18 protein-coding genes are annotated in these 26,176 nt (G+C 64.4%); 17 read left to right on the top strand and 1 reads right to left on the bottom strand.

Annotated elements, in window-relative coordinates; translation table 11 throughout:
• The first annotated feature begins 14 nt into the window (after positions 1-14).
• The 14 genes from G4D77_RS19905 to G4D77_RS19840 all read left to right on the top strand — a co-directional run bounded on the left by G4D77_RS19905 (position 15) and on the right by G4D77_RS19840 (position 20,558).
• Positions 15-365, top strand: coding sequence for an EamA family transporter (locus tag G4D77_RS19905; protein ID WP_017407606.1), 351 nt, complete (start codon positions 15-17; stop codon positions 363-365).
• Positions 366-370: 5 nt separating this feature from the next.
• Positions 371-1,348, top strand: a complete 978-nt coding sequence (locus tag G4D77_RS19900; protein ID WP_154833378.1) for a glycosyltransferase — start codon at positions 371-373, stop codon at positions 1,346-1,348.
• A 51-nt stretch (positions 1,349-1,399) separates the two neighbouring features.
• Positions 1,400-3,274 carry a hypothetical protein gene (locus tag G4D77_RS19895; RefSeq protein ID WP_154833376.1) on the top strand — a complete coding sequence of 625 codons (1,875 nt, stop codon included), beginning with the start codon at positions 1,400-1,402 and terminating at the stop codon, positions 3,272-3,274.
• Positions 3,275-3,360: 86 nt separating this feature from the next.
• Positions 3,361-4,158, top strand: a complete 798-nt coding sequence (locus G4D77_RS19890; protein WP_154833374.1) for an HAD-IIB family hydrolase — start codon at positions 3,361-3,363, stop codon at positions 4,156-4,158.
• A 623-nt stretch (positions 4,159-4,781) separates the two neighbouring features.
• The gene (locus G4D77_RS19885) at positions 4,782-5,369 is read left to right on the top strand and encodes a fimbrial protein (protein WP_034363243.1); all 588 of its coding nucleotides are present in this window, start codon (positions 4,782-4,784) and stop codon (positions 5,367-5,369) included.
• A gap of 113 nt (positions 5,370-5,482) precedes the next feature.
• On the top strand, positions 5,483-6,244 hold the full coding sequence (locus tag G4D77_RS19880) for a fimbrial biogenesis chaperone (RefSeq protein ID WP_154833372.1): 762 nt from the start codon (positions 5,483-5,485) through the stop codon (positions 6,242-6,244).
• A 274-nt stretch (positions 6,245-6,518) separates the two neighbouring features.
• On the top strand, positions 6,519-9,611 hold the full coding sequence (locus G4D77_RS19875) for a fimbria/pilus outer membrane usher protein (RefSeq protein ID WP_154833370.1): 3,093 nt from the start codon (positions 6,519-6,521) through the stop codon (positions 9,609-9,611).
• Between the two features lie 7 nt (positions 9,612-9,618).
• Entirely contained in the window at positions 9,619-10,218 is a 600-nt protein-coding gene (locus tag G4D77_RS30905; protein ID WP_223275367.1) for a fimbrial protein, read from the top strand.
• Positions 10,219-10,304: 86 nt separating this feature from the next.
• Positions 10,305-11,327 carry a fimbrial protein gene (locus G4D77_RS19865; protein WP_227740889.1) on the top strand — a complete coding sequence of 341 codons (1,023 nt, stop codon included), beginning with the start codon at positions 10,305-10,307 and terminating at the stop codon, positions 11,325-11,327.
• A 200-nt stretch (positions 11,328-11,527) separates the two neighbouring features.
• Positions 11,528-15,565 (top strand): trifunctional transcriptional regulator/proline dehydrogenase/L-glutamate gamma-semialdehyde dehydrogenase, encoded by a 4,038-nt coding sequence (putA, locus tag G4D77_RS19860; RefSeq protein ID WP_154833368.1) that lies wholly within the window; start codon positions 11,528-11,530, stop codon positions 15,563-15,565.
• Positions 15,566-15,644: 79 nt separating this feature from the next.
• A complete protein-coding gene (putP, locus tag G4D77_RS19855; RefSeq protein WP_046984091.1) occupies positions 15,645-17,147 on the top strand; it encodes a sodium/proline symporter PutP in 1,503 nt (500 codons plus the stop codon).
• A 296-nt stretch (positions 17,148-17,443) separates the two neighbouring features.
• The gene (locus tag G4D77_RS19850) at positions 17,444-18,430 is read left to right on the top strand and encodes a TRAP transporter substrate-binding protein (protein WP_046237939.1); all 987 of its coding nucleotides are present in this window, start codon (positions 17,444-17,446) and stop codon (positions 18,428-18,430) included.
• Between the two features lie 176 nt (positions 18,431-18,606).
• Positions 18,607-19,122, top strand: coding sequence for a TRAP transporter small permease (locus tag G4D77_RS19845; RefSeq protein ID WP_013800419.1), 516 nt, complete (start codon positions 18,607-18,609; stop codon positions 19,120-19,122).
• A 149-nt stretch (positions 19,123-19,271) separates the two neighbouring features.
• Complete coding sequence (locus tag G4D77_RS19840) at positions 19,272-20,558, top strand: TRAP transporter large permease (RefSeq protein ID WP_047327929.1); 1,287 nt, start codon at positions 19,272-19,274, stop codon at positions 20,556-20,558.
• A 133-nt stretch (positions 20,559-20,691) separates the two neighbouring features.
• Here the strand turns inward: G4D77_RS19840 and G4D77_RS19835 are convergent, their stop codons facing one another.
• Entirely contained in the window at positions 20,692-21,492 is an 801-nt protein-coding gene (locus G4D77_RS19835) for an IclR family transcriptional regulator (RefSeq protein ID WP_043790447.1), read from the bottom strand.
• A 165-nt stretch (positions 21,493-21,657) separates the two neighbouring features.
• Between G4D77_RS19835 and G4D77_RS19830 the strand changes: the two genes are divergently transcribed.
• The 3 genes from G4D77_RS19830 to G4D77_RS19820 all read left to right on the top strand — a co-directional run bounded on the left by G4D77_RS19830 (position 21,658) and on the right by G4D77_RS19820 (position 26,059).
• On the top strand, positions 21,658-23,310 hold the full coding sequence (locus G4D77_RS19830) for a GMC family oxidoreductase (protein ID WP_213757726.1): 1,653 nt from the start codon (positions 21,658-21,660) through the stop codon (positions 23,308-23,310).
• 48 nt (positions 23,311-23,358) lie between these two features.
• A complete protein-coding gene (locus tag G4D77_RS19825) occupies positions 23,359-24,681 on the top strand; it encodes an MFS transporter (protein WP_154833365.1) in 1,323 nt (440 codons plus the stop codon).
• Between the two features lie 253 nt (positions 24,682-24,934).
• Positions 24,935-26,059, top strand: a complete 1,125-nt coding sequence (locus G4D77_RS19820; RefSeq protein ID WP_154833363.1) for an acyltransferase family protein — start codon at positions 24,935-24,937, stop codon at positions 26,057-26,059.
• Positions 26,060-26,176: the final 117 nt, after the last annotated feature.

Below are 26,176 nucleotides of genomic sequence, written 5' to 3'. Positions count from 1 at the left end.
GTCCAATCCACTACATGACTCCGTTCCTCACCAGCATCACCATCCTGTGCGTCCTGGGCATATCGCTAGGACAGATGCTTTTCAAGAAAGCCGCGCAATCCATACCGGATGCCGCCACCTGGCAGCATTGGGTGTTCAACGGTTGGCTCATCACCGCACTCGCCCTCTACGGCATCACGACCCTGGTCTGGATCTGGGTGCTGCGCCATGCGCCGCTGCATCTGGCCTATCCCTTCATGGGACTGGCATTCGTGATCGTACCGTGCCTGGGCTGGCTGTTCCTGGGTGAGCCCATCCGCATTCCCACGCTGATCGGCGGCGCCCTGATCCTCGCCGGCATTACCATCACCGCCCACGCATCCTGAGCTCCATGTCCACGACCATGCGCATTGCCGTCGCCATCCCCTGCTACAAGGTCACCCAGCACGTGCTCGGTGTCATCAATGCCATCGGTCCCGAGGTAGAGGCCATCTATGCCGTGGACGACGCCTGCCCTGCCGGCAGCGGACGCTTCATCGAGGAGAACAACACGGACCCACGCGTGCGCGTGCTCTACAACCCCGAGAACCGGGGCGTGGGCGGCGCCATCGTCACGGCCTACAAGGCGGCGATTGCCGACGGCATGGACATCGTGGTGAAGATCGATGGCGACGGCCAGATGGACCCCTCGCTGCTGCCGCTGTTCGTGCGTCCCCTGCTGCGCCACCAGGCCGACTACACCAAGGGCAACCGCTTCTACCGGCCTGAGTCGGTACAGGACATGCCTCCGGTACGCCTGTTCGGCAATGCCGTGCTGTCCTTCATGACCAAGCTCAGCTGCGGCTACTGGAACGTGATGGACCCCACCAACGGCTACACGGCCGTACGCACCTGCGTGCTGGCTGAACTGCCGCTGGACAAGCTGGAGAGCCGCTATTTCTTCGAGACCGACATGCTGTTCCGCCTGAACACCGTGCGCGCCGTCGTCAAGGACGTGCCCATGGATTCGGTCTATGCCGATGAGGAATCCAACCTCAAGATAGGCAAGGTGCTGCCCGAATTCCTGCGCAAGCACGCCTCGCGACTGTGGCGGCGCTATGTCTACAACTATCTGGTGCGCGACTTCAACGTGGGAACGCTGTACAGCCTGAGTGGCACGCTGCTCGTGCTGCTAGGCACCTTCTTTGGTCTCTGGCGCTGGGTCGTCAGCAGCAGTACCAGCCACCCGGCCACCAGCGGAACCGTCATGCTCGCGGCACTGCCCATCATCATCGGCATCCAGTGCCTGATCGCCTTTCTGCACTACGACGTCAGCAGCGTACCCACCGAGCCGGTCAGCCTGTCCCTTGAAGACGAAGCCGTCGCCTGACCGCGCCGTCTTCGCGGCCTGCCACATCCAGTCCTGTCCACCAGCCCATCCATGCCCCACCTGCCTCGCACCTTCCACCTTCCATACGCATCCACGCTGATCGCCGCAGGCCTTGCCCTGGCATCCATGGCGGCCCATGCACAGACAGGTTCTGGTGCCACGCGCAGCCAGCCCCTGGTCATCGCGCCCACGGTGGAAGGCATGCTCCTGTGCGATGAAGCCGTTGCCGACATCAGGATCAAGTCCATGGACGAGGCCTACGCCTTCTGCCAGCAGCGCAAGCTGGACGGCTCCGCGGCCGTCAACCGCCTGCTGGACACGCTGGAACCGGGCGGCCCGAAGGGTAACGTGCAGATCGGCTACACCGCCACGCTGCAATTGCTGGGGCTGTACCAGCGCACGGCCAAGGGCTGGGAAATCGACGAAGCCAAGGTGGACAGCTTCCTGAACGTTATCCGCAAGGTGCAGCGTCCGGTCGTGCTGTATTTCTCGGCAGACCATTTCGACTCGGTCGGCCCCATTGCCGCCGAGCTGGCCAAGGACCCCGTCAACCTGATGCAGCTACGCGACGGCAAGCCTCTGGAACTGGGCTATTTCGGCTACCGCATCCTGCCCTACACGCTCTCCACAGACCCCTCGGTGCCCGTCAATCACTACCGCTTCAAGGCCCTCGAATACATGGCCAGGAAGATCCGGGAGCTGCCCCAGCCCGTACAGGACCGCATCATTGCCTACACCCTGCCCGGTGAACTGCACCACATGTTCCCGGACTTCGAGAACGGCATGGGCGCCTACAAGGACATCCGCGTCACCGACTACAGCCCAGGCTCGGTGGCAGGCTTTCGCCAATGGCTGCAGAGCAAATACAAAGGCATCGCGCAGTTCAAGGCGCAGACCGGGCTGGACTACGCGTCGTTCGACGTCATTCCTGCCCCATCCAAGGACATACGCAAGGAAAAACTCAACGGCTTCGGCGAACACTACGATGCATTTGCCGACGGCACACTGCCCGTGGGTGGCTGGCTGTGGGACCCAAACCAGGCCATAGAACGCCTGGATCTCTATCTGGACGGCAAGCTCGCAGGGCCCATGGCACGTGGCCTCAATCGCCTGGATGTCTACCGCGCTGTGGACAACATCACCAGTCCCAACACCGGGTTCCGCTACAACCTCGACTTCAGCAACCTAACCGCCGGACAGCACATCGTGCAGGTCGTGGCCGAGTCCAAAGGACGCAAATACCAGTTGGCCAATGCCAACTTCGTTGTCGTTCCACGCAATCAGGGCAAGATGGTCAATCTGTACCCCAGACGGCTCGGGTGGATGCCCCCCACGTCCATGCTGGAGAAGCAGGGCGTGCGCTTCTGGCTAGACATGCCTGCCCAGTTGCAGGACGTCTACTACAACCCCCTGGCAAAGGATTGGAACCAGTACCGCGAATCCCAGGTGTATGCGCAGCTTGCGGTATTCCATGAACGTGCCATTGCAGCCGGCCTGCCCGCCGCCAAGCTCTTTTCCCACCAGATCATTCCCGATGTGAACCCCTCCTGGAATCCACAGCTGTTCGCCTCGACCCAGACGCTTGACGGCAAGGCACCCTGGCGGCAGGGCCTGAACATGTACGGCGGCGCCACCGACAGCGACTGGCTTCGCGGCTTCATGAAGCAGCACCAGATCGGCAGCGGCTATGGCGCACCTGAATTCAACCCCCAGCAATGGAAGCTGGAAGGAACGCACCTGGCCGCGCTGAAGGCCCACTATGACGCAGGCGCCACCTTCATCAGCCCCTACTACTTCTCGGTGATCAACCAGCGCTTCAAGGGCGCAGCCGAACACGGCGTCAACCGCATGGAGCTGTCCCCAGACAACCCCAAGGACGGCTCCGACAAGTTCTACAAGGCCATCGTCGAGTTCGCCAGGCAGTAGGATGGAGCCCTTGCGCGCACGGTCCGTGCGTGCAAACGCTGCCCTTTTACAAGCCGCCCCGGGCGGCTTTTTGCATTTTGACGACCGTGCCTACAACCCTCCAGCCGCTGTCCCTCTGGACACCTCCCGCATCGCCGCTCGGCATCCTCACCGACATCGACGACACCCTGACCACGGAAGGCGTGGTGCCGGCCCATGTCGTTGATGCCATTGCCCAGCTCAAGCAGTCCGGGCTGCGCGTGGTACCGATCACCGGCCGCCCCGTAGGCTGGAGCGAGCCGTTTGCCCAGGCCTGGCCCGTGGATGCCATCGTGGCCGAGAACGGCGCCGTGGCACTGCGGCGCAATGCGCAGGGCGGGCTGGACAAGCTCTACCAGCAGGACGAGGCCACACGCACTGCCAACTACGCGCGCATGCAGCAGGTGCTGGCCGAGATCGAGGCCACCGTGCCCGGCGCGCTGCGCGCCACCGACTCGGCGGGCCGCGAATGCGACATTGCCGTGGACCACAGCGAATTCACGCAGATGCCCCAGCAGGACATTGACCGGTGCGTGACCATCATGAAGGCGGCGGGCATGAACGCTACCGTCAGCTCCATCCACATCAACGGCTGGTTTGGCGCGCACAACAAGCTCGAAGGCGCGCGATGGATCCTGCGCACCCTGTTCGACATCGACCTCGACGCCACGCTGGACCGCTGGATCTACATCGGCGACTCCACCAACGACCAGCTGATGTTCGAGCACATGCCCCACAGCCTGGGCGTGGCCAACATCGCGCGCTTCGTGCCCCAGCTCAAGCACCTGCCTCGCCATGTCACGCAGGCCGAGCGCGGCGACGGCTTTGCCGAAATGGCGCAGTATTTGCTGTCCCAGCGCCCCTGATCCACAGGGCCGAGGGCCGGTGCTGCCCTTGCAGGCCTTCGCCCTCGACCACCCCTCCTGATCTGCGGGACCCGCGCCCCCTCCGCAGACACCATCACCCTCAGCACAGGCAACCGCCCGGCGCAGGCGGGCTGCGCACCCTCTTTCCCCCATTCGACAGAGCAAATCTAGGACTATTCCTAGATTCAGGCTCAAATAATCAGAATGCGCCCTATTTCATATAACGGCGGCGCACACCTAGAATCCATCACATACCCAAAGAACAGGTTTTTTCACCTTTTTCTTTGACATATTCTCTCCTGAACCCCGTCCGCGCCATTGGGCACTGGTGTCTTTGAGCAATTCAATTTCAAACATGCCAGAGAAACAAACCTCGCCCATCCCTCGCCAACGCTCCCTCATCCGAACAATTTCTCCATGTCAGCGCCACCACCTATTCCAGCATGATCGCAACCCCTGCAAATCATTGACCATGCTGACAGTTACCAACCATTGGATTGATGAGGTGAACATGGAACACTGATGATTTATTAACCACTCAACCATTCACACACTCTCCTATTCCATCAGCGCATTCATCGCTGCTGGAATTTCATTTATCTCTTCAACTCGAGGGAATACCCATGAAAAAGATCGCATTGCTGACATCGGTTGCCGGCCTGGTCATGATGGCCATGAACACCGCTCAAGCAGCAGACGGCACCATCAACTTCACGGGCGAGGTGGTCACCACCACCTGCAAGGTGGACACCACGGTCGCCGGCGCCGCCAAGGACGGCGTGAAGCTGCCCAACGTGGCGAACAACCAGCTGGCCACCGTGGGTGCCACTGTCGGCCGCCAGGCGTTCTCGCTGGAACTCAGCGGCTGTGAGCTGGCCACCGCCACCTCCACAGCGCCCGTCTCCAAGGTCGCCGTGTTCTTCGAAGCCGGCCCCAACGTGGACCTGGTCACCGGCATGCTCAAGCCCGCAGCGGCCAGCGGTACTGGTGCGCCCGCCGTGGCCTCCGGTGTCCAGATCGCCATCGTGGATCCCAGCAACAACGAGCGCCTGAAGATCGGTTCCGCCCAATCGCGCTTTGTGGACATCGACAACAAGGTCGGTGGCAATGGCCGAGCCATCATGCGTTTCGCCTCCGAATACGTGGCCACCGGCCCCGTGACCGCAGGCCGTACCGACACCTCGGTGACCTACTCGCTGGTCTATCAGTAATCACTGACTTTCAGGCATATCGGCCGCCTTGCGGTGGTCGATATGCCGTGTCTTCTGCTTTCGTGACATGGGCCCGGCCCCATTCTTTCGCTCAAAACCCAGAGAGTTCTCCGATGCTGACGATCAAACGTTCATATGAGCTTGCTGCCATCCTGTTGTCCCTTCTTCTTGGAGCGGCGGCACAGGCCAGCGTGACATTGACGGGCACGCGCATCATCTTCCCCAGTGGCGAGAAGGAAGCCACCATCCAGCTCACCAACGAAGGCAGCAAACCTGCCCTGGTGCAGACCTGGCTGGACAAGGGCAACAACCAGGAATCGCCTGAGAACATCGACGTTCCCTTCGTCATCACGCCCACCATCATGCGCATCGAGGCGGGCAAGAGCCAGACGTTGCGCATCATCTATTCGGGCGAAGCACTGCCTGCCGACAAGGAATCCCTGTTCTGGCTCAACGTGCTGGACGTCCCGCCCAAGGCGGAAATGGAAGGCGACTCCAACAATCTCCAGTTCGCCTTTCGCACCCGTGTCAAGCTCATGTACCGACCCAGCAACCTGCCCGGCAATGCCCAGGAAGCTCCTGCCCAGCTTCAATGGTCGGTAGACGTTGACGCCAAAAACCAGCCTGTGTTGAAAGCACGCAATCCCAGCGCCTTTGTGGTCAATGTGGCTGGCGTTGAAGTGCAACTCGGCGGCAAATCCTTCGAGGCAGGCGTCGGGCCCGTTCTTCCCGGCCAGGTGGCCACCTTTCCAATCAAGGAACCTGCGGGTGTCAATATGGCTGGCGCGGCAGGTGCCACGGTGATGTTCAGCAGCATCAATGATTGGGGCGCCAGTCTCAACCACGAAGCCAGAATCGGAAATTCCGCCCAATAAACAGGGCAATGCGAGCAAAGCCACGCGAATCCCCCGTCCTTTCCGGCCTGATTATCTAATGCCACTGCATTTTCAGCCCGGTCAGCACACCGATACCCAGCGTTAATACCCGGCGAAACGGCATCGGTCTCTTTACCGGGACTGGCACATCGGCCTTGGCCGTTCGCTTTGCATCGGGCGCACAGCATTAGGAGATAAGCAAATGATCAGGCCAGTCTTTCCAGATTCAGAAAAGGGAATCAAAAGCCGGCATACAAGGCAAGGAAAAGGAACAATGCCGGGGCCAGGCCAAGGCCCTGCCGGATATTTCCAACTGAAGCCCGGCCATGCGCTGCTGCTCTCCGTGCTGGTGTGCTGGCAGTCCGAGGCCCAGCAGGGGCAGCAGGTCAAGGAAGTCACGACCTCCACGTCCACCGGCCAGTGGCAGCCCACGCCGGCTGCCGTCGACTTCGACCCCAGCTTTCTGAACACCGGCAAGCAGACCATTGACGTCTCGCGCTACTCGCGCGCCAACGTGGTCACGCCCGGCAACTACAGCCCCGACATCTACATCAACGGCAACTGGGTTGGCCGCCGCGAAGTGCAGTTCAAGGCCCAGTCCGGCTCACAGGACGCGCTGCCCTGCCTGGACAAGGCCCTGCTGGAGAAGGTGGGCATAGACCTCTCACGCCTGCCGCCCGAGGCCGCCTTGAAGCTGGCGGCCGACGGTGGCTGCAACCGTCTGGACCAGATCGTTGCGGGCGCCTTGACCAGTTTCGACTTCGGCAAGCAGCGACTGGACCTGAGCGTGCCCCAGGCCTCGCTACGCCGTTCGGTGCGCGGCTATGTCAGTCCCGACCAATGGAGCGCCGGCGTGCCTGTCGGCCTGCTCGGCTACCAGTTCAACACCTACCACGGGCGCTCCAGCAACGCAGAAAACACCACGCAGAGCTACCTGGGCCTGAACGGCGGCGTCAACATCGACCGCTGGCATTTCCGGCACAACGGCTCCTTCAGCTGGGCGGACACTGGACGGGGCAACTACCAGAACATCTCCACCTACGCACAGCGCGACATTGCCGACTGGTCTTCCCAGCTCATACTGGGCGACACCTACACGGGTGGCGACCTGATGGACTCCACCTCGTTTCGCGGCATACGCTTGAACAGTGATGACCGCATGCTGCCCGACTCCCAGCGCGGCTACGCGCCCGTGGTGCGCGGCGTGGCCAACACCAATGCCCGAGTCACCATCACGCAGAACGGCATCAAGCTCTACGAAACCACGGTGGCGCCCGGCGCCTTCGTCATCAACGACCTCTATCCCACGGGCTACGGTGGCGACCTGCAAGTCAGCATCACCGAGGCCAATGGCGCCGTGCGCAGCTTCTCCGTTCCCTACGCGGCCGTGCCGCTGTCGCTGCGTGAAGGGCAGAACCGATACAGCCTCACTGCGGGCGTGGTACGCCACCTGCCCAACACCTCGCCCATGTTCTCCCAGGCCACGTGGCAGCACGGCTTCACCAATATGCTGACAGGCTACGGCGGCCTGTCCCTGGCCAAGGGCCATATCTCGCCCATGATTGGCGCAGCGCTCACCACGCCCTGGGGCGCCTTCGGTGCAGACATCACGCACGCCTCCACCAGCATCCCCCACGACGGTTCCTTTTCCGGGCAGAGCCTGCGGGCCAGCTACGCAAAGTCCTTTGCGCAGACCGGCACCCACGTGGCCATTGCCGCCTATCGCTACTCCACCAACGGATTCTTCGGCCTCAACGACGCCATGCGCGCACGGGATCAGGCCAATCTGCTACGGCCCTCCACGGACCTGTACCGGCCTCGCAACCGCGCCTCTCTGGTCATGGGCCAGCAGTTTGGCCCCGGGGGAGGCAGTCTCAGCCTCACGGCGTCCACTGCCAAGTACTGGAACCGACAGGGCTCCAACGTCGACTACGCCATTGGCTACAGCAACTCGTTCCGCAACATCTCCTACAACCTCTCTGCGGCGCGCCAGCGCGATGCCTGGGGACAGTCCAACACGTTCCTGCACGTGGGCCTGTCGATTCCGCTCAGCATGGAGCGCGGCATGATGCTCTCCACCAATACCAACCGCGACTCGCGCGGCCGCGTGCAGGCCCAGGCCAACCTGTCCGGGCTGCTGGGCGACGACAACGCCATCTCCTACGGCCTCAGCGCCAACCACAACACCGGTGGCATGAATGGCAGCAGCACCAGTGCCAGCGCCAACGCCACCTACCGCGCATCGCAGACCGAACTCAGCGGCAGCGTCAGCGCCAGCAGCGGCTACCAGCAGTTCTCGGTAGGCGCGCGTGGCGCCATCGTGGCCCACCCGGGCGGCGTGACGCTGTCGCAATCGGTGTCTGACACCTTTGCCATCGTGGAGGCCAAGAACGCGGAAGGCGCGCGCATCAACAACGCGCCCGGAGTGAAGGTGGACAGCCGGGGCTATGCCGTCGTGCCCTACCTCACACCGTTCTCGATGAACGAGGTCTCCATTGATCCAAAGGGCCTTTCCACCGACGTTGAGCTCAAGGAAACCAGCCAGCACGTCGCGCCGCTGGCCGGTGCCGTGCCGCTGCTGGTCTTCAAGACGGCCTACGGCCGCTCGGCCGTGATCCGCGCGCGGCAGGCCGGCAACATGCCTGTGCCCTTTGGCGCCAGCGTGCTGGACATGGACGGCAAGGAGTTGGGCGTGATCGGCCAGGCCGGCAAGCTGCTGGCGCGCGGGCTATCAGACCAGGGTGAGCTGCAGGTGCAGTGGAAGACCGACACCGGCATGGTGGGCTGCAACCTCTCCTATACCCTGCCTGAAAGAAAGCGCAGCACCACCCACCAGCCGCCGCAAAGCCTGGAACTGCCCTGCGTGGCCAGCAACAAGCTGCTGCCTGCGGCCACCGACGTGGCATCTGCCAAGCCGGGCAAGACCGCGGCAACCTCAACCGCAACCACCAATGCCAAGACAGCCGTGGCCGGCGCCCCGGCCTCCAACGCGGCGTCGGCCGTGGCTCTGGCCGGCATGACCCAGGAACGCACGGCAGCAACGGCACCGGCCACGGTAGTCGCCAGCGCGCCGGCAGTCACTGCGGCTGCAGTGCTGCCCGCTCGTGCCACACAGCCGAGCGACAGCCAGCAGGCACTGAAGCTGGAGCGCAACCTGGACGGCCTGCGCATGAGCGTCAAGATCAGCGCCTTGCCCACCACTGCACCAGTCATCGGCAACGCGGGCAGAACTCCCGTAGCGGCAGGGCACGACGCAGGCACCGGCAAGCACAAGCCGCCGCAGCAAACCTTGCGGGCTGACCGTCCGCTGGCCATCCTGCAGCCCAGCCTGAAGATCAGCGCCTTGAAGGCGGCGGACAAGACCTGAACCCGAGGTGAGCCCTCTTCCCAAAAGAGGGTTCGCGCTCGCCCAGGAAACACCACATGGTGCGGCAACCGACAAGCTTTTCGATAGCGCCCATTTACGCGCCAGCGGCACGCAGCAGATTGAAAAATTGAGCGGTTCAATATTGCAATACCGTGCCGGCAGCAATTCTGGCCAACTCTTGGTCGATTTTCAAACAATCACACCAGTACAAATCATCCCTCAGGTGCCAACCTGCCGCGTATCCGCCTCCACCATAAATCTTCCTTTGGGGAATGTGTTCTTTCCGTCTTCCACGCCCGTGGGCACCACAGCCAGCGAACAAGCCTTCAATATTTCGCTGAATCGCGCTGGGGGCAACATCGCAACGGCGTCCCAGGCATCCAACGCAACAGGCGTAGGCATCCAGATCACCAGGCTCGATACTCCACTGAAATTCGGCCAGAACTCCGCAGCCGCGGGCAATACAAACCAGTGGTTTGCAGGCAACGCCGTATTTGGGCAAGGCAAACTGGACATCCCCTTGAAGGCCCGCTATCTGAAGACCGTCGCCCAGGTGATGTCTGGCAAGGCCAATGGTGCGGCCACATTCACGATGAGCTATCAGTAGCACGGTCTGGTACTTCTGAGCTTTTGGGGAAACAACGTTCATGCGTGCATTGGGCAGCCCTTACCTGATGCTCGAAAGGAAACTCCGTGAAAAATGCACTTCGCCTCCTCAAAAGTTCATTTATTCCATTGACTTGGGCCTTGACTACCCCTTCAACATGGGCCTTGTGCAAATTGAACACCAGCGACGGCTTGCCGTACTTTACGGCCGAGCTCTCCGGCATGACAGTTCCCGAATTCGCGCCTGGTGACTACAACATTGGAAGCACCATCTACAAATACAGCGGTCCGTTGAAACTTACCAATAAAATCCCAGAATCCAAGAAGCCACAGTTTGAATGTGTTCCTGGAATAGAAGACTACCTCACAGGCATCGGCCCTCATGAAAATGGTCTCTATGCAGCCCCTGGAACCATCAAGAACATCAAGTTAAAATTAAGCGCCTTCACAATTCCGTTCCCTTTTTTGGTCTACTCAACAGTTCCAAAGACAAGCGGTAATTGGAATGAAGCGAGTTTTTATTATGACATCGAATTAATCAAAACGGGCCCCATCTCCAGTGGGGGCACATTATCTGGCTCATTCGCTCAATCCCGTGCCAATGATGCGACCGGACAATTGCTGGTCGATTTTCGTTTCGCGGGCCCGGTCGTCATTCGTCCCCGCGTTCCTACCTGCAAGGTCAGGATGAAAGAAATAAGGTTCGACATGGGCGCCGTGCTCATGAGGTCGTCCGGTGGCGTGGGAGCCACCAGCGCCAGCAGCGAGGAACAGAACATTCAGCTGGACTGCTCGGGCGGCGATACAGGGACCGCAACGCAGGTGTACGTGACGCTGACCGATGTGACCGACCGCAACAACACGTCCTCCAACCTCACGCTGAACAGGACCTCCACGGCACGCGGCATTGCCGCGCAAATCCTCAGCAACGGTAAGCCGGTGCGGTTCGGCTCAGAGGCGGACGGCACCAGCCGATGGTTGGCTGGCGACGTTCCGCAAGGGCAGACGGCGTTCTCGATTCCGCTGCAGGGGCGCTACGTTCAAACGGAAGAACGGGTTGTACCCGGCAGCGCCAATGCTTCCGCAGAGTTCACCATCCACTATCAGTAAGCGCAGGCGCTGGAGCCATCCGGGGGAAGACCCGAGAGGCCGTGAGAGCGGCCCGCCTGGACGGGCTCCACGGGACCCAGCTTACCTGGGTAAACACAAAGGGTTTACCCCCTATCAAAAAAGGTGCAACCCATGTGAAATCACGCCGAATCCGGTTGCACCCCAGTCATCGAAAAACCACTTTCCCTTTCCAATCCATTATGTCCACCACCGTAGGCATCAAAGTCGACGACGCCTTGCGCGAGCGCATCCGCGTCGCAGCCCAGCAGATGGGTCGCACACCGCACTGGCTGATCAAACAGGCCGTCGTCCAGTACGTCGATGCCCTGGAGCGCGGCGCAACCACCATCCGGCTTGCAGGCGCAGGCGACAGCCCTGGCGATGTCGCGATCGAAGAGGCGCAACCCAACGCCAGCCAAGAGGTGCAACCCTTTCTGGAATTCGCCCAATCCATCCTGCCGCAGACGCCGCTGCGCGCCGCGATCACGGCCGCCTGGCACCGGCCCGAGCCCGAGTGCCTGCCCGTGCTGCTGCCGCTGGCACGCGCCCAGGATGCCCAGCAGGCCGACAGGGTGCGCGAGCTGGCGACCCGGCTGGTACAGGGCCTGCGCGATGCGCCGGCCGGCAGCGGCGTGGCGGCGCTGGTGCAGGAGTTTTCCCTGTCCAGCCAGGAAGGCGTGGCGCTGATGTGCCTGGCCGAGGCGCTGCTGCGCATTCCCGACCGTGCCACGCGCGATGCGCTGATCCGCGACAAGATCAGCAAGGGCGACTGGCGTGCCCATGTGGGCCGCTCGCCCTCGCTGTTCGTGAACGCGGCGGCCTGGGGCCTGGTGCTGACGGGCAAGCTCACATCCACCAGCAGCGAGAAGAACCTGTCTTCGGCGCTGACGCGCGTGATCGGCAAGGGCGGCGAGCCCCTGATCCGCCAGGGCGTGCACCGCGCCATGAAGCTGATGGGCGAGCAGTTCGTGACGGGCCAGGACATCGCCGAGGCGCTGGCCAACAGCCGCGCCTATGAAAAGCAGGGCTTTCGCTACAGCTACGACATGCTGGGCGAGGCGGCCGCCACCGAGGCGGACGCGCAGCGCTACCTGCAGGCCTACGAGCAGGCCATCCACGCGATCGGCGCGGCGTCCAACGGGCGCGGCATCTTCGAGGGGCCGGGCATCTCCATCAAGCTGTCGGCCCTGCACCCGCGCTACAGCCGCGCGCAGTACGAGCGTGTGATGGCCGAGCTGCTGCCGCGCGTGCTGCGGCTGGCCGAGATGGCCAAGCAGTACGACATCGGCATGAACATCGACGCCGAAGAGGCCGACCGGCTGGAGCTGTCGCTGGACCTGCTGGAGTCGCTGTGCGCGGCGCCCTCGCTCAAGGGCTGGAACGGCATAGGCTTCGTGGTGCAGGCCTATCAAAAGCGCTGCCCGCAGGTGCTGGACTACCTGGTGGACCTGGCCCGCCGCAGCCGCCGCCGCCTGATGGTGCGGCTGGTCAAGGGCGCCTATTGGGACAGCGAGATCAAGCGCGCCCAGGAAGGCGGCCAGGCCGGCTACCCGGTCTATACGCGCAAGGTCTATACGGACGTGAGCTACCTGGCCTGCGCGCGCAAGCTGCTGGATGCGCCCGATGCGATCTACCCCCAGTTCGCCACGCACAACGCGCAGACGCTGGCCAGCATCTACCACATGGCCCAGGCTGTGGGCGGCAGCTACTACAGCGGCCAGTACGAGTTCCAGTGCCTGCACGGCATGGGCGAGCCGCTGTACGCACAGGTGACGGGCCCGGCCTCCGAAGGCAAGCTGGCCCGCCCCTGCCGCATCTATGCGCCCGTGGGCAGCCATGAGACGCTGCTGGCCTATCTGGTGCGCCGCCTGCTGGAAAACGGTGCCAACACCTCGTTCGTGAACCGCATCGGCGACGCCTCCGTGCCGGTCTCCGAGCTGGTGGCCGACCCGGTGGACGAGGTGATGAAGATCGCCCGCGTTGAAGGCCGGCTGGGTGCGCCGCACCCGCGCATTGCACTGCCGGCCGACCTGTTTGCACGGCAGGGCGAGAAAGACGCGCAGGCCCGCGCCAATTCCCAGGGGCTGAATCTGGCGCACGAGCAGCAGCTGGCCTCATTGGCCGCCGCACTGCTGCACAGCACGCGCCAGACTTATCTGGCCGCGCCCGCAGAGGCCGACCTGCCTGCCGACCCGGCGCGTGCCGAGGGCTGGCAGGCCATGCGCAATCCGGCCGAGCTGTCCGACATCGTGGGCTGGGTGCGCGAGGCCACCGCTGCGGAGGCCGAGGCCTGCGCCACCCGCGCCGCCCAGGCCGCGCCGATCTGGGCCGGCACGCCTGCTGCCGCCCGCGCCGATGCGCTGGCCCGCGCCGCCGATCTGCTGGAGCAGCGCAGCCAGCCGCTGATGGGCCTGATCATGCGAGAGGCCGGCAAGACCCTGCCCAACGCGGTGGCCGAGATCCGCGAGGCGGTGGACTTCCTGCGCTACTACGGCGCCCAGGTGGCTGCGCATTTCGACAACGCCACGCAGCGCCCGCTGGGCGTGGTGCTGGCCATCAGCCCCTGGAATTTTCCGCTGGCCATCTTCTGCGGACAGGTGGCCGCAGCCCTGGCTGCCGGCAATACCGTGCTGGCCAAGCCCGCCGAGCAGACCCCGCTGACGGCCGCCGCCATGGTGGCCCTGCTGCACGAGGCCGGCGTGCCGCGCGATGCGCTGCAGCTGGTGCCCGGTGCGGGCGAGACCGTGGGCGCCGCCCTGGTGGCGCATCCGCTGGTGGCCGGCGTGATGTTCACGGGCTCCACCGAGGTGTCACGCCTGATTGCGCGCCAGCTGTCGCGCCGCCTGTCGCCCGCAGGCCGCCCCATTGCGCTGGTTGCCGAGACCGGCGGCCAGAACGCCATGGTGGTGGACTCCTCGGCCCTGGCCGAGCAGGTGGTGGCCGATGTGCTGGCCTCGGCCTTCGATTCGGCCGGCCAGCGCTGCTCTGCCCTGCGTCTGCTGTGCCTGCAGGAAGAGGTGGCCGACCGCACGCTGACCATGCTGCGCGATGCGCTGCAGGAGTGGACGCTGGGCAACCCCGACCGCCTGAGCACCGATGTGGGCCCCGTGATCGACGACGCGGCACGCCGCCAGATCGAGGAGCACATAGAGCAGATGGCCGCAGCGGGCCAGAAGGTCACCCGCGTGGAGCGCAAGGACGGCGTGCTCAACGGCCACTATGTGGCACCCGCCCTCATCGAGATCGACAGCACGGAGCGCCTGCAGCGCGAGGTCTTCGGCCCCGTGCTGCACGTGATCCGCTTCAGGCGTGAGCAGCTGGACGCGCTGGTCGATGGCATCAACGCCACCGGCTACGGCCTGACCTTCGGCGTGCACAGCCGCATCGACGAGACCATTGCCCACCTCACCCAGCGCGTGCATGCGGGCAACATCTATGTGAACCGCAATGTGATCGGCGCCATGGTGGGCGTGCAGCCCTTTGGCGGCATGGGCCTGTCGGGCACGGGCCCCAAGGCCGGCGGCCCGCTGTATCTGCACCGCTTGGTGCAGGGGCCTGCCAGCGCGGCGCTGTCGGTCTTCGCACGGGCGGAGTCGCCCGTCCAGGCGCCGCTGCAGCTGCTGGGCCTGCTGCGCGAGACACTGTCCAAGGCGCCGCCGGATGCCATGTCCGCCGACGAGCAGGTGCAGGCCCTGGCCGCTTGCGACGCGGCAGCCTCCGCATCGCGCCTGGACGCGGCCATGCCGCTGCCCGGCCCCACGGGCGAATCCAACCGCTACCGCCTGCTGCCGCGCGGCCCCGTCTGGGCACTGCCGCGTACGCCGCTGGGCCTGGTGGCCCAGGTGGCAGCAGCCCTGGCCAGCGGCAACGCCTGCCATGCGGTGCTGCCCGACAACGGAACAGGCGCCGACAGCGGCTGCGCCGCCACCTGGCAGGCGCTGCGCGCCGCTGCGGGCGATGCCGGTGTGCCATGGCTGCACAGCGCCAGCGCCGACTCCCTGGGCGATTCGGCAGCGCCCATGGCGGCCTTGCTGTTCGAGGGCGATGGCGACGCCCTGCTGCAGGTCTGCGCCCAGGTCGCCGCGCGCGACGGTGCCCTGGTGCGCGTGGAAAGCCGCAACAGCGACGAGCTGCATGCGGGCCGCGGCTATGACCTGGCCGCGCTGTTCCACGAGCAATCCATCAGCACCAATACCGCTGCCGCAGGCGGAAACGCTCAACTGATGACCATGGCTTGAACCGCCGGGGCCGGCACAACCGGCCCCTGGCAAGCGCCCCGCACCACCCGAAAAAACACGACCAACGCAGGACACTTCAATGCAATTCAACTGGAACGACCCGACGGCGATCATGTTCGCCATCTACCTGGTCGCCATGCTCGGCATCGGCGCCATCGGCTACTTCAGCACCAAGAATCTTTCCGACTACATCCTGGGCGGCCGCAGCCTGGGCAGCTTCGTGACGGCGCTGTCGGCCGGTGCCTCGGACATGAGCGGCTGGCTGCTGATGGGCCTGCCCGGAGCCATCTACCTGTCCGGCCTGTCGGAAGCCTGGATCGCCATCGGCCTGATCCTGGGCGCCTACCTGAACTGGCGCCTGGTGGCGGCGCGGCTGCGCCTGTACACCGAGCGTGCCGGCAATGCGCTGACGCTGCCCGACTACCTGGCCAACCGTTTCGAGGACCACTCCAGCGTGCTGCGCATCGTGACGGCCGTGGTGATCCTGGTGTTCTTCACGCTGTACTGCGCCTCGGGCGTGGTGGCGGGCGCGCGCCTGTTCGAGAACATGTTCGGCATGCCCTACAGCACGGCCCTGTGGGTGGGCGCGCTGTGCACCATCGCCTATGTGTTCATCGGCGGCTTCCTGGCCGTGAGCTGGACGGACACCATCCAGGCATCGTTGATGATCACGGCCCTGATCCTGGCGCCCGTGATCGCCTGGCTGGCCGTGCAAGGCCATCTGCAGCCGGGCCAGGACCTGCACGCCATCGTGGCGGCAGAGAAGTTCGACCTGTTCCGTGGCGCCAGCTTCGTGGGCGTGGTCTCGCTGCTGGCCTGGGGCCTGGGCTACTTCGGCCAGCCGCACATCCTGGTGCGCTTCATGGCGGCATCGTCGGTGCAGACCATTCCCTCGGCCCGCCGCATCAGCATGACCTGGATGATCCTGTGCCTGGCCGGCGCCGTGGCCGTGGGCTTCATCGGCATCCCCTACTTCGCGGCCAACCCCGCTGGCGCGGCCGCCGTGAACGCCAATGCCGAGACGGTGTTCATGGAAATCACCAAGCAGCTGTTCAACCCCTGGATCTCGGGCGCGCTGCTGGCAGCCATCCTGGCGGCCGTGATGAGCACGCTGTCGTGCCAGCTGCTGGTGTGCTCCAGCGCGCTGACCGAAGACATCTACCGCACCTTCCTGCGCAAGAACGCCAGCCAGATCGAACTGGTCTGGATCGGCCGTGCCATGGTGCTGCTGGTGGCCTTGATCGCCATCGCCATCGCCAGCAACCCCGACTCCAAGGTGCTGGGCATGGTCAGCTACGCCTGGGCCGGCTTCGGCGCCGCCTTCGGCCCGGTGATCATCCTGTCGCTGTTCTGGAGCCGCATGACGCGCGGCGGCGCGCTGGCCGGCATCATCACCGGCGCCGTGACGGTGCTGGTGTGGAAGCAGTTCGGTTGGCTGGGCCTGTACGAGATCATCCCCGGCTTCATCCTGGCCTGGCTGGCCACGGTGGTCGTCAGCCGCATGGGCCCTGCGCCTTCGCAAAGCATCCTGAAGGCGCATGCGGCGGTGGAGAGCGAGTTCGAGCGGATCGGGGCACGCTGAGTGGCAATGAGCTGACCCGCTCCGCCTGAACCCGACGCCCGATGACGCTTGCGCGCATCGGGCGTTTGTCATTTCAGCACCTATGACATCGCCAAATCAGATGCACCTCAACGCACATGACGAGCGCTTTGTACGTGGTCGCCACAAGGGGAGTGGTCACTACAATCCAGGGGCTCTTTTTTCATCGCCGGGCCGCCCCAGGATGAAAAGCGGCCCCCTGCGGGGGACCGCAGACCTTGCCCTGCAAGGAGAGCGTGGGGGCCATTTTTCAACACACAACAAGTGAGACTGCCGCTATGCAAATGATCCGCCGCACCCTTCTTTCGACCTGCGTGGCCGCCATGGCGGCTGCCTCGGCTGGCGCCGTCCTGGCCCAGACCAAGGAGGTCAAGGTGGGCTACGCCCTGGCCGTGAATTCGCACTACGGCGCGGCCGCCCAGGCCTGGTCCGATGCGGTGGAAAAGGGCACGAACGGCGCCTACAAGTTCAAGCAGTTCCCCGCGTCCGCCCTGGGCGGCGAACGCGAGCTGATCGAGGGCCTGCAGCTGGGCACGGTGGAGGCGGCCATCGTCTCCACGGGCGCCATCAGCAACTTCGTGCCCGATGTGGGCGTGGTGGACATTCCCTTCCTGTTCCGCGACACGCAGCATGCGCGCGCCGTGCTGGACGGCGCCTTCGGCCAGGAGCTGCTGGCCAAGTTCAGCAAGCGCGGCCTGGTCGCGCTGGCCTGGGGCGAGCAGGGCTTTCGCCACCTGTCCAACAACAAGCACGCCGTCAACGGCGTGGCCGATCTCAAGGGCCTGAAGATCCGCGTGACCGAGAACCCCGTGCACATCACGGCCTTCCGCACGCTGGGCGCATCGCCCACGCCCATGTCCTGGCCCGAGGTGATCGGTGCGCTGCAGCAGGGCACGATCGACGGCCAGGAGAACCCGATCTCGGTGCTGGCCTCGGCCAAGCTGTGGCAGGTGCAAAAGCACCTGACGCTGACCGCCCATGTGTACGCGCCCATGGCCCTGCTGGTGTCGCCCTCGTTCTGGGGCACGCTGAACGACAGCCAGAAGGCGGCCTTCACGCAGGGCGCCAAGTCGGGCGCCATCGCTTCGCGCGTGTTCGTGGACACGGTGGAGAAGAAGGGCGTGGAAGAGGCCAAGAGCCACGGCATGCAGGTGGTGGAGAAGGTGGACCAGGCCGCCTTCCGCACCGCGCTGGAGCCGGCCTATAAGGAATACGCGAAGAAGTTCGGCCAGAAGACGCTGGACACCATCGCCAACGCCAAGTAATCCCCTGACGCATTGCGGGCTGCGGCCCGCAATGCAGGGCGCCCCGCTGCGGGCAACACCTGTGGCCCCGCACGGCGCCCGCGCCGATGATCTGACCTCCGACGGCAGCCCGGCCCTTGCCGCTATCGCGGCTCTTGCGGCTTTTTGCCCCTGCCCTCCTGCCCTCGCCCACTCCTATGCTCAACCGAATCGAACGCGCCCTTGTGGCCTGCAACCGCTGGCTGCTGATCGTGCTGCTGCTGGCCATGGCCTGCATCGTGTTTGCCAATGTGGTGCTGCGCTACACCACGGGCGACTCCATTGTCTGGGCCGAGGAAGTGGCCCGGCACATGATGATCTGGGTCACCTTCCTGGGCGCGGGCCTGGTGCTGCGCTTCGGTGGCCATGTGGCCATCGACAACCTGCACCGCTCGGTGGGCACGCGCAAGGCGCAGTGGCTACGCCGCCTCGTGGTGCTGGGCGTGGGCCTGTTCTGCGCGGTGATGGCGGTGGCCTCGTCGCAGTACGTCTGGGCCACGCGCTTCCAGACCACGGCGGCCACGGACATTCCCATCTCCTTCGTCTACGCGGCCATGCCCGTGGGCTTCGTGCTGATGCTGGTGCATCTGCTGTTCATTGCGCGCGGCTATATCGCAGACGGCTCGTTCGCCGAATCCGACGAGATGGATGCCGACGCAGCCGCATCCATATGACCCCCCTGAGTCGCTGCGCGCCTTCCCCCAGGGGACGACACCCTCGCTGCGGGGCGGCGCGGCCGGCCCAGGCCCTTGCTTGGTGTCTCCTGCCTTGGAGCGTGTCAGTTCCATCGCTCTGCCATGAATAACTGATTCGAACGCACATCATGGGTATCACGCTTTTCATCGCCATCATCGTCCTGCTCACGCTGGGCTTTCCGGTGGCCTTCGCGCTGGCGATCTCCGCCGCGCTGGCCGTCTTCGTGGGGGGCCGCTATCCGCAGCTCATCGTGTTCAAGGAGATGTTCACGGGCATAGACAGCTTTCCGCTGATGGCCGTGCCCTTCTTCATCCTGGCGGCCGAGCTGATGTCGGGCGGGGCGCTCACGCATGTGCTGCTGCGCTTTGCCGCGCAGTTCGTGGGCCATCTGCGCGGCGGCCTGGGCTATGCCAATGTGCTGTCGCTGACGCTGTTCTCGGGCATTTCGGGCTCGGCCCTGGCCGATGCGGCCGGCCCCGGCTCGATGATGGTCAAGATGATGGACAAGGCCGGCTACGCGCGCTCCTACGCGGCGGCGCTGACGGCCAGCACGGCCATCGTGGGGCCCATCATTCCGCCGTCGGTGAGCATGATCATCTACGCGCTGCAGGATGAGAACGTGTCGGTGGGCGGGCTGTTCATGGCCGGCTTCATCCCCGGCATCCTGATCGCTCTGGCCATGGCCGCCGTGAACTGGTGGGTGTGCAGGAAGCGCGACTACCGCTCCACCGAGCCGCGCCCCGACGGCCGCACGATGTGGATCAACAGCTTCAAGGCGATTCCCGCGCTGATGCTGATCGTGCTCATCGTGGTGGGCATCCGCTTCGGCATCTTCACGCCCACCGAGGCTTCGGTGGTGGCCGTGTTCTACGCCCTGGTCTGCGGCAAGTGGGTGTACCGCACGCTGCAGTGGTCGGCGCTGCCGGGCATTGCGGCGCGCTCGGCCATGCTGACGGCCTCGGTGCTGCTGGTGATGGCGACTTCGGCGGCCTTTGCCTGGGTGCTGACGGTGGAGGGCATTCCGCAGTACCTGTCCGAGCTGATCGTGAGCTGGGAGCTGTCGCCCACCCTGTTCCTGATCGCGGTGAACATCCTGCTGCTGGTGTTCGGCATCTTCATGGAGCCGCTGCCCGGCGTGATGATCCTGGTGCCCATCCTGGCGCCCATTGCGTTCAGCCTGGGCATCGATCCCACGCACTTCGCCATGGTGGTGATCGTGAACCTGACGCTGGGCATGATCACGCCGCCCGTGGGCGGGCTGCTGTTCGTGACCTCGGTGGCCACGCGCGTGTCCATCACCGATCTCACGCGCGAGATGCCGCTGTTCCTGCTGGCCCACTTCGTGGTGCTGTGCCTGCTGACCTTCATCCCCGCGCTGTCCACCTGGTTGCCGCATACACTGGGCTTCCAGTGACGACAAGGGCCTCCGAGTGAGGCCCTTTTTTTTGCCGCCGGGCCGCCCCAAGGCAAGAAGCGGCCCCCTGGGGGCAACGGACCTTGCGCAGCAAGGGTAGCGTGGGGGCCTTTTTTCCGGGGTGCCCAGCGCCTCAGAAGAGCAGGCCAGCCATGCGCTGGGCCGTTTCCTTCAGGTGCGGCAGGCCCTCCAGCGCCTGCGCCAGCGGCATGCGCGCCTCCGGCGCATGCACGGCCAGCGTGGCGCGGCACTGGCCCTTGGCATCGCGCACGGGCACGGCCACGGCGATCATGCCGCGCATGAATTCCTCGCGGTCGCAGGAGTGGCCTTCGCGCACGATGCGCGCGCACTCCTGCGACAGCGCCTCGGGCGTGGTCAGCGTGTTGGCCGTGCAGGCGGTGAGTTCCACGCTGTCCAGGATGGCGGCGCGCCGGGCCGCAGGCATATGGGCCAGGAACAGCTTGCCGCTGGCCGTGGCGTGGATGGGCACCATCGATCCGGCCTCCAGCTGGATGCGCAGCGGCCAGTGGGTCTCGACACGGTCCAGGTAGCGCACGCGCGTGCCGTCCAGCACGGTGAGGTTGCAGGTCTCGCCCAGACGGGCCACCAGCTGGGACAGCAGCTCATGGCGCAGGGCCTGGCGTGGGTCGGCTTGCAGGGCGCGCACCGCCAGGCTCAGCAGCTTGGGGCCCGGGGAGAAGCTGCGGTCACCCTCGTGGCGCAGCAGCCATTGCCGCGCCTCCAGGTGGGAGCACAGGCGCGAGGCCGTGGCCTTGGGCAGGTTGAGCGCGGCTGCGATGTCCATGAGGCCCGGCGGGGCCTCGGCCTGGGTCACGAAATCGAGCACGGCCAGCGAGCGGTCGGAGACCGAGTTCGCTTCGTCCTGCCGTGCAGGGGTGGGGTCCGGGGCAGCGCTGGCAAGGGATGGCGGCATGGGGCGGTGTCGTGTCGTGTGGAAGGCCGGAAACGCTTTCGATCATGCCTGATCGCCAGGAGGCGGCAAGGGTTTGCGCGGGGTTGCAGTCCACGACGGCAACGAATAAGTTTCATTCAAAGGAACAAATAGTTCCTTAAAAAGAAACTCAAAAGGAGCCACCGCATGCCGGACCCCATCGACAGCTATGACTACGTGATCGTGGGAGCAGGCTCTGCCGGCTGCGTGCTGGCCGCGCGCCTGTCCGAGGACCCGGCCACGCGGGTGCTGCTGCTGGAGGCCGGCCCGCCGGACCGCTCGCCCTGGATCCACCTGCCCATCGGCTACGGCAAGACCATGTGGAGCCCCGTCTACAACTGGAAGTTCGAGACCGACCCGGACCCCAACATGAACGGCCGGCGCATCTACTGGCCGCGCGGCCGCACGCTGGGCGGCAGCAGTTCGATCAACGGCCTGATCTACGTGCGCGGCCAGCGCGAGGACTACGACCACTGGGCGGCGCTGGGCAATGCGGGCTGGTCGTATGAGGAGGTGCTGCCCTACTTTGTGAAGTCCGAAGGCAATGCGCGCGGCGCCTTCCCGGGCCATGGCGCGGACGGGCCGCTCAAGGTCTCGGACATCGGCGCCCGGCATCCGCTGATCGAGGCCTTCATTGCCGGTGCAGGCCAGGTCGGCGTGCCCCGCACCGAGGACTTCAACGGCCGCGACCAGGAGGGCGCAGGCTACTACCAGCTCACCACCCACAAGGGCCTGCGCTGCAGTACGGCCAAGGCCTATCTGGGCGAGGCCCGGCGCCGCCCCAATCTGCGCATAGAGACCGATGCCATGGCCACGCAGCTGGTGCTGCGCGGCCGGCGCGCCACCGGCATCCGCTACCTGCAAGGCGGGCAGGAGCGCCAGGCCCAGGCGCGGGCCGAAGTGATTCTGTCGGCAGGCGCCATCCAGTCGCCGCAGCTGCTGCAACTGTCGGGCATAGGCCCGGCCGCGCTGTCGCAGTCCCTGGGGATTCCCGTGGTGCACGATCTGCCGGGCGTGGGCGAGAACCTGCAGGACCATCTTCAGATCCGCCTGGGCTACGAATGCAGCCAGCCCATCACCACCAATGACCAGCTCAATTCCTGGGTGGGCAGGACCAAGCTGGGGCTGGAGTGGCTGCTGTTCCGCTCGGGCGCGCTGGCCGTGGGCATCAACCAGGGCGGCTGCTTCATGCGTGCGCTCAGGGACGAGCAGGGCCGGCCCGTGGCGGCCACGCCCGACATCCAGTTCCACGTCTCCACGCTGTCGGCCGACATGGCAGGCGGGCAGGTCCATCCGTACTCGGGCTTCACCATGTCGGTCTGCCAGCTGCGGCCCGAGTCACGCGGGCAGTTGCGCATCCGCTCGCGCGATGCCTTCGAGCCGCCCTCCATCCAGCCCAACTACCTGGCCACCGACCTGGACCGCCGCACCAACGTGGCTGCCGTGCGCGCGGCACGCGCCATTGCCGACACACCGGCCATGCGCCCCTTCGTGAAGCGGGAGGTCAAGCCCGGCCCCGATGCGCACAGCGATGCGGAGCTGCTGGAGTTCTGCCGCAACCACGGCGCCACCATCTTCCACCCCAGCGGCACCTGCCGCATGGGCAGCGATGCCCTGGCCGTGGTCGATGCGCGGCTGCGCGTGCACGGCATGGCCGGGCTGCGCGTGGTCGATTGCTCGGTCATGCCCACCCTGGTCTCGGGCAACACCAATGCGCCCGTGGTGATGATGGCCGAGAAGGCCGCCGACATGGTTCGCGAAGACAGGCACGGAGAGACAGGGCAGCTCAAGGTCGCATGACTGCCCGTTCCTGCATCCCGGCAATGCGACAGACAACCAGGAGACAGCATGACGACGGCAACCGATCCCAGGGTCATCCGCAAGGTGGTGACCTCCGCGCTCATCGGCGCAACCATCGAGTGGTATGACTTCTTCCTGTACGGCGTGGTCGCCGGCATCGTGTTCAGCAAGCTGTACTTTCCCAGCGACGATCCGCTGATCTCCACCCTGCTGGCCTACACCACCTTTGCCGTGGGCTTCGTCACACGGCCGCTGGGCGGGGTGATCTTCGGGCACTTCGGCGACCGCGTGGGGCGCAAGAGCATCCTGGTGGTCACGCTGATGATCATGGGCGTGTCCACCTTCCTGATCGGCCTGCTGCCCACGCATGCGCAGATCGGCGTGGCCGCCCCCATCCTGCTGCTGCTGTTGCGCGTGGCCCAGGGCATAGGCCTGGGCGGCGAATGGGGCGGTGCCGTGCTCATGGCCTACGAATACGCGCCCAAGGAAAAGCGGGGCTTCTATGCCTCCCTGCCCCAGGTGGGCCTGGCCATCGGCCTGTTCATGGCCTCGGGCGTGGTGGCCCTGCTGTCCTGGCTGTGTACGGAAGAGCAATTCATGGCCTGGGGCTGGCGCATCGCCTTCCTGATCTCGGGCCTGATGGTGGCCGTGGGCATGTACATCCGCCTGCATGTGAAGGAGACGCCCGAATTCGCAGCCGTCAAGGCACGCAATGCGGAAACGGCCATCCCTTTCATGGACATGATGCGGCGCTATCCGGGCAATGTGCTCAAGGGCATGGGCGCACGCTATATCGACGGCGTTTTCTTCAACGTCTTCGGCGTGTTCTCGATCAGCTACCTGACCTCCACCCTGCAGATCAGCCGCACCGACGCATTGATCGGCGTGATGGTCGCCGCCGTGGTGATGTGCTTCACGATTCCACTGTTCGGCCGCCTGTCCGACCGCCTGGGCCGCAGCCGCGTGTATCTGTGGGGATCGCTGATCACCGCGGTCTCGGCCTTCCCGGCCTTCTGGCTCATGGCCCACAGCGGAGGCAATGTGCTGCTGATATGGATCGCCATCGTCGTGCCCTTCGGCATTCTCTACGCGGCGGTCTACGGTCCCGAAGCCGCCCTCTTCTGCGACCTGTTCGACGCCAAGGTGCGCTACACCGGCATTTCCTTCGTCTACCAGTTCTCGGGGATCTTCGCGTCCGGCATCACGCCCATCATTGCGACGGCGCTGGTCAAGACGGCCAGTGGCAGCCCGTGGCTGGTGTGCCTGTATGTGGTGTTTGCGGGAGCGGTATCGGCCTGGTGTGCCTGGGCGATCGGGAGGGATGGGGGCCGGCAAGAGAGCTTTGCCAGTATGAAGCCCTTGGTCAGATAGCCCATTTGTCTTGCGGTGCAGCTGCAAGGGTCCGAGATCAAAGCTGCCGATCGGGCAGCTTTTTCGCATTGAACGATAGACCGCATCCACGCCCACCTTGCCGCCATAGAGCCGTCTTGGTTTAGGATGGCGCCAGTCCGCAAAGGTAGCCATCAACGGCCAGGCCGCATGGCAAAAGATTCCGGCAGATTCACCCTCCATATCGCAACCGCATGTCAGGCAGGCATGCACTATCAGGTATCACCTTGGCTGCATGATCTATAAAAATATACAAATACTGCGATTCATTGCCGCCTTTCTCGTGGTTCTGCACCATACGCTTCCGCCCAATGTGCATCCGGCCCACTACGCGAACATCCCGGCCTGGATCACCGAGATTTCCGTCTACGGCTTCGCCGGTGTCGATATTTTCTTCGTCATCAGCGGCTTCATCATGGCCGAGACCACGCGCTCCATGCAGCCCGGAGCCAGCACGGCATCCGGCTTTGTCTTCCGGCGCTTCCTGAGAATCTACAGCGGTTACTGGCCAGCCTTCCTGCTGGTGCTTTTTCTCAGCATCTGGCTTGGTATTTTCAACGGACCAGAAATCAGCCGCTGGAAGTCATTTCTGCTGCTGCCTCAGGAGTTCTATCTGCTCAATGTCTCATGGACGCTGACCTATGAGCTGTATTTCTATCTGCTGATTGGCGCCATGCTCTGCTTCACACGAAAGCAGGCCGTTCCCGTGTTCCTTGCTTTGCTGCTGGCATTCGTGGTCATTGTTGCCGTGCAATTCAATCTGGGGGTTTATCGGTCGGCAACGCCCAGGGAAAACAATTTTCTCTTGAATGTTTTTCTAACATCTCCGCTGATCATTGAATTCATTGCTGGCTTTCTGCTGAGCGAGTGGATTCATAGAAAACCCGGGCAGTCCATTGCAGCATGGTCCCTATTCACCGCCGTGGCACTGTGCGCCAGCATATGGATGCAGAAATATGGCGGCCTCATGGGCGTGGGCATGGCGGCGTTTCTCTACTATCCCGAACGGGTGATGCTGTTTGGCAGCGCCTCCCTGGGCCTGGTGGCACTGGCCGCGTTGCTGCCCTCGTCCGGCAGCCTGTTGAGCCGCTTCTTCTGCAAGCTGGGTGATGCCTCCTATGCGCTGTACCTGCTGCACATTCCCTTGCTGGTCATTCTTTACGGCCTGCTCTTTCCCAAGATCCCCGGCCTGCTGTGGATAGGTGGCGGAAAGCTCTCGCTGCTTGTCTATCTGGTGTCGGTCGTGATCTGTTCCTTGCTCTACTTCAAATTCATCGAGAATCCGCTGCATAAAATATCGAGAAGAGCGTCCAGCATGGGGCTGCGCAGTGCTGAATCCTCCAGGACATGCACTGTTTGAGATATTCCGCCATCTGGCTTCATCAAGCAGTCACCTCACCAATCCGCCAAAGCCCTCGGGATCTTCCAAGAGATCTTCCGCAACTGGCGGCTTTCGTTGAAAATCCATTCCCGGTGA

It is taken from the genome of Delftia sp. WY8, assembly GCF_018437695.1.
GTDB classification, from domain to species: Bacteria; Pseudomonadota; Gammaproteobacteria; order Burkholderiales; family Burkholderiaceae_C; genus Comamonas; species Comamonas tsuruhatensis.
The sequence above is the reverse complement of the archived record's forward strand: the minus strand, read 5'-3'. Positions and strand labels throughout refer to the sequence as shown.

Coding starts and splice junctions, on each gene's coding strand:
- G4D77_RS19905 (WP_017407606.1), top strand. CDS start 15: ATGACTCCGTTCCTCACCAGCATCACCATCCTGTGCGTCCTGGGCATA.
- G4D77_RS19900 (WP_154833378.1), top strand. CDS start 371: ATGTCCACGACCATGCGCATTGCCGTCGCCATCCCCTGCTACAAGGTC.
- G4D77_RS19895 (WP_154833376.1), top strand. CDS start 1,400: ATGCCCCACCTGCCTCGCACCTTCCACCTTCCATACGCATCCACGCTG.
- G4D77_RS19885 (WP_034363243.1), top strand. CDS start 4,782: ATGAAAAAGATCGCATTGCTGACATCGGTTGCCGGCCTGGTCATGATG.
- G4D77_RS19880 (WP_154833372.1), top strand. CDS start 5,483: ATGCTGACGATCAAACGTTCATATGAGCTTGCTGCCATCCTGTTGTCC.
- G4D77_RS19875 (WP_154833370.1), top strand. CDS start 6,519: ATGCCGGGGCCAGGCCAAGGCCCTGCCGGATATTTCCAACTGAAGCCC.
- putA (WP_154833368.1), top strand. CDS start 11,528: ATGTCCACCACCGTAGGCATCAAAGTCGACGACGCCTTGCGCGAGCGC.
- putP (WP_046984091.1), top strand. CDS start 15,645: ATGCAATTCAACTGGAACGACCCGACGGCGATCATGTTCGCCATCTAC.
- G4D77_RS19850 (WP_046237939.1), top strand. CDS start 17,444: ATGCAAATGATCCGCCGCACCCTTCTTTCGACCTGCGTGGCCGCCATG.
- G4D77_RS19845 (WP_013800419.1), top strand. CDS start 18,607: ATGCTCAACCGAATCGAACGCGCCCTTGTGGCCTGCAACCGCTGGCTG.
- G4D77_RS19840 (WP_047327929.1), top strand. CDS start 19,272: ATGGGTATCACGCTTTTCATCGCCATCATCGTCCTGCTCACGCTGGGC.
- G4D77_RS19835 (WP_043790447.1), bottom strand. CDS start 21,492: ATGCCGCCATCCCTTGCCAGCGCTGCCCCGGACCCCACCCCTGCACGG.
- G4D77_RS19830 (WP_213757726.1), top strand. CDS start 21,658: ATGCCGGACCCCATCGACAGCTATGACTACGTGATCGTGGGAGCAGGC.
- G4D77_RS19825 (WP_154833365.1), top strand. CDS start 23,359: ATGACGACGGCAACCGATCCCAGGGTCATCCGCAAGGTGGTGACCTCC.
- G4D77_RS19820 (WP_154833363.1), top strand. CDS start 24,935: ATGATCTATAAAAATATACAAATACTGCGATTCATTGCCGCCTTTCTC.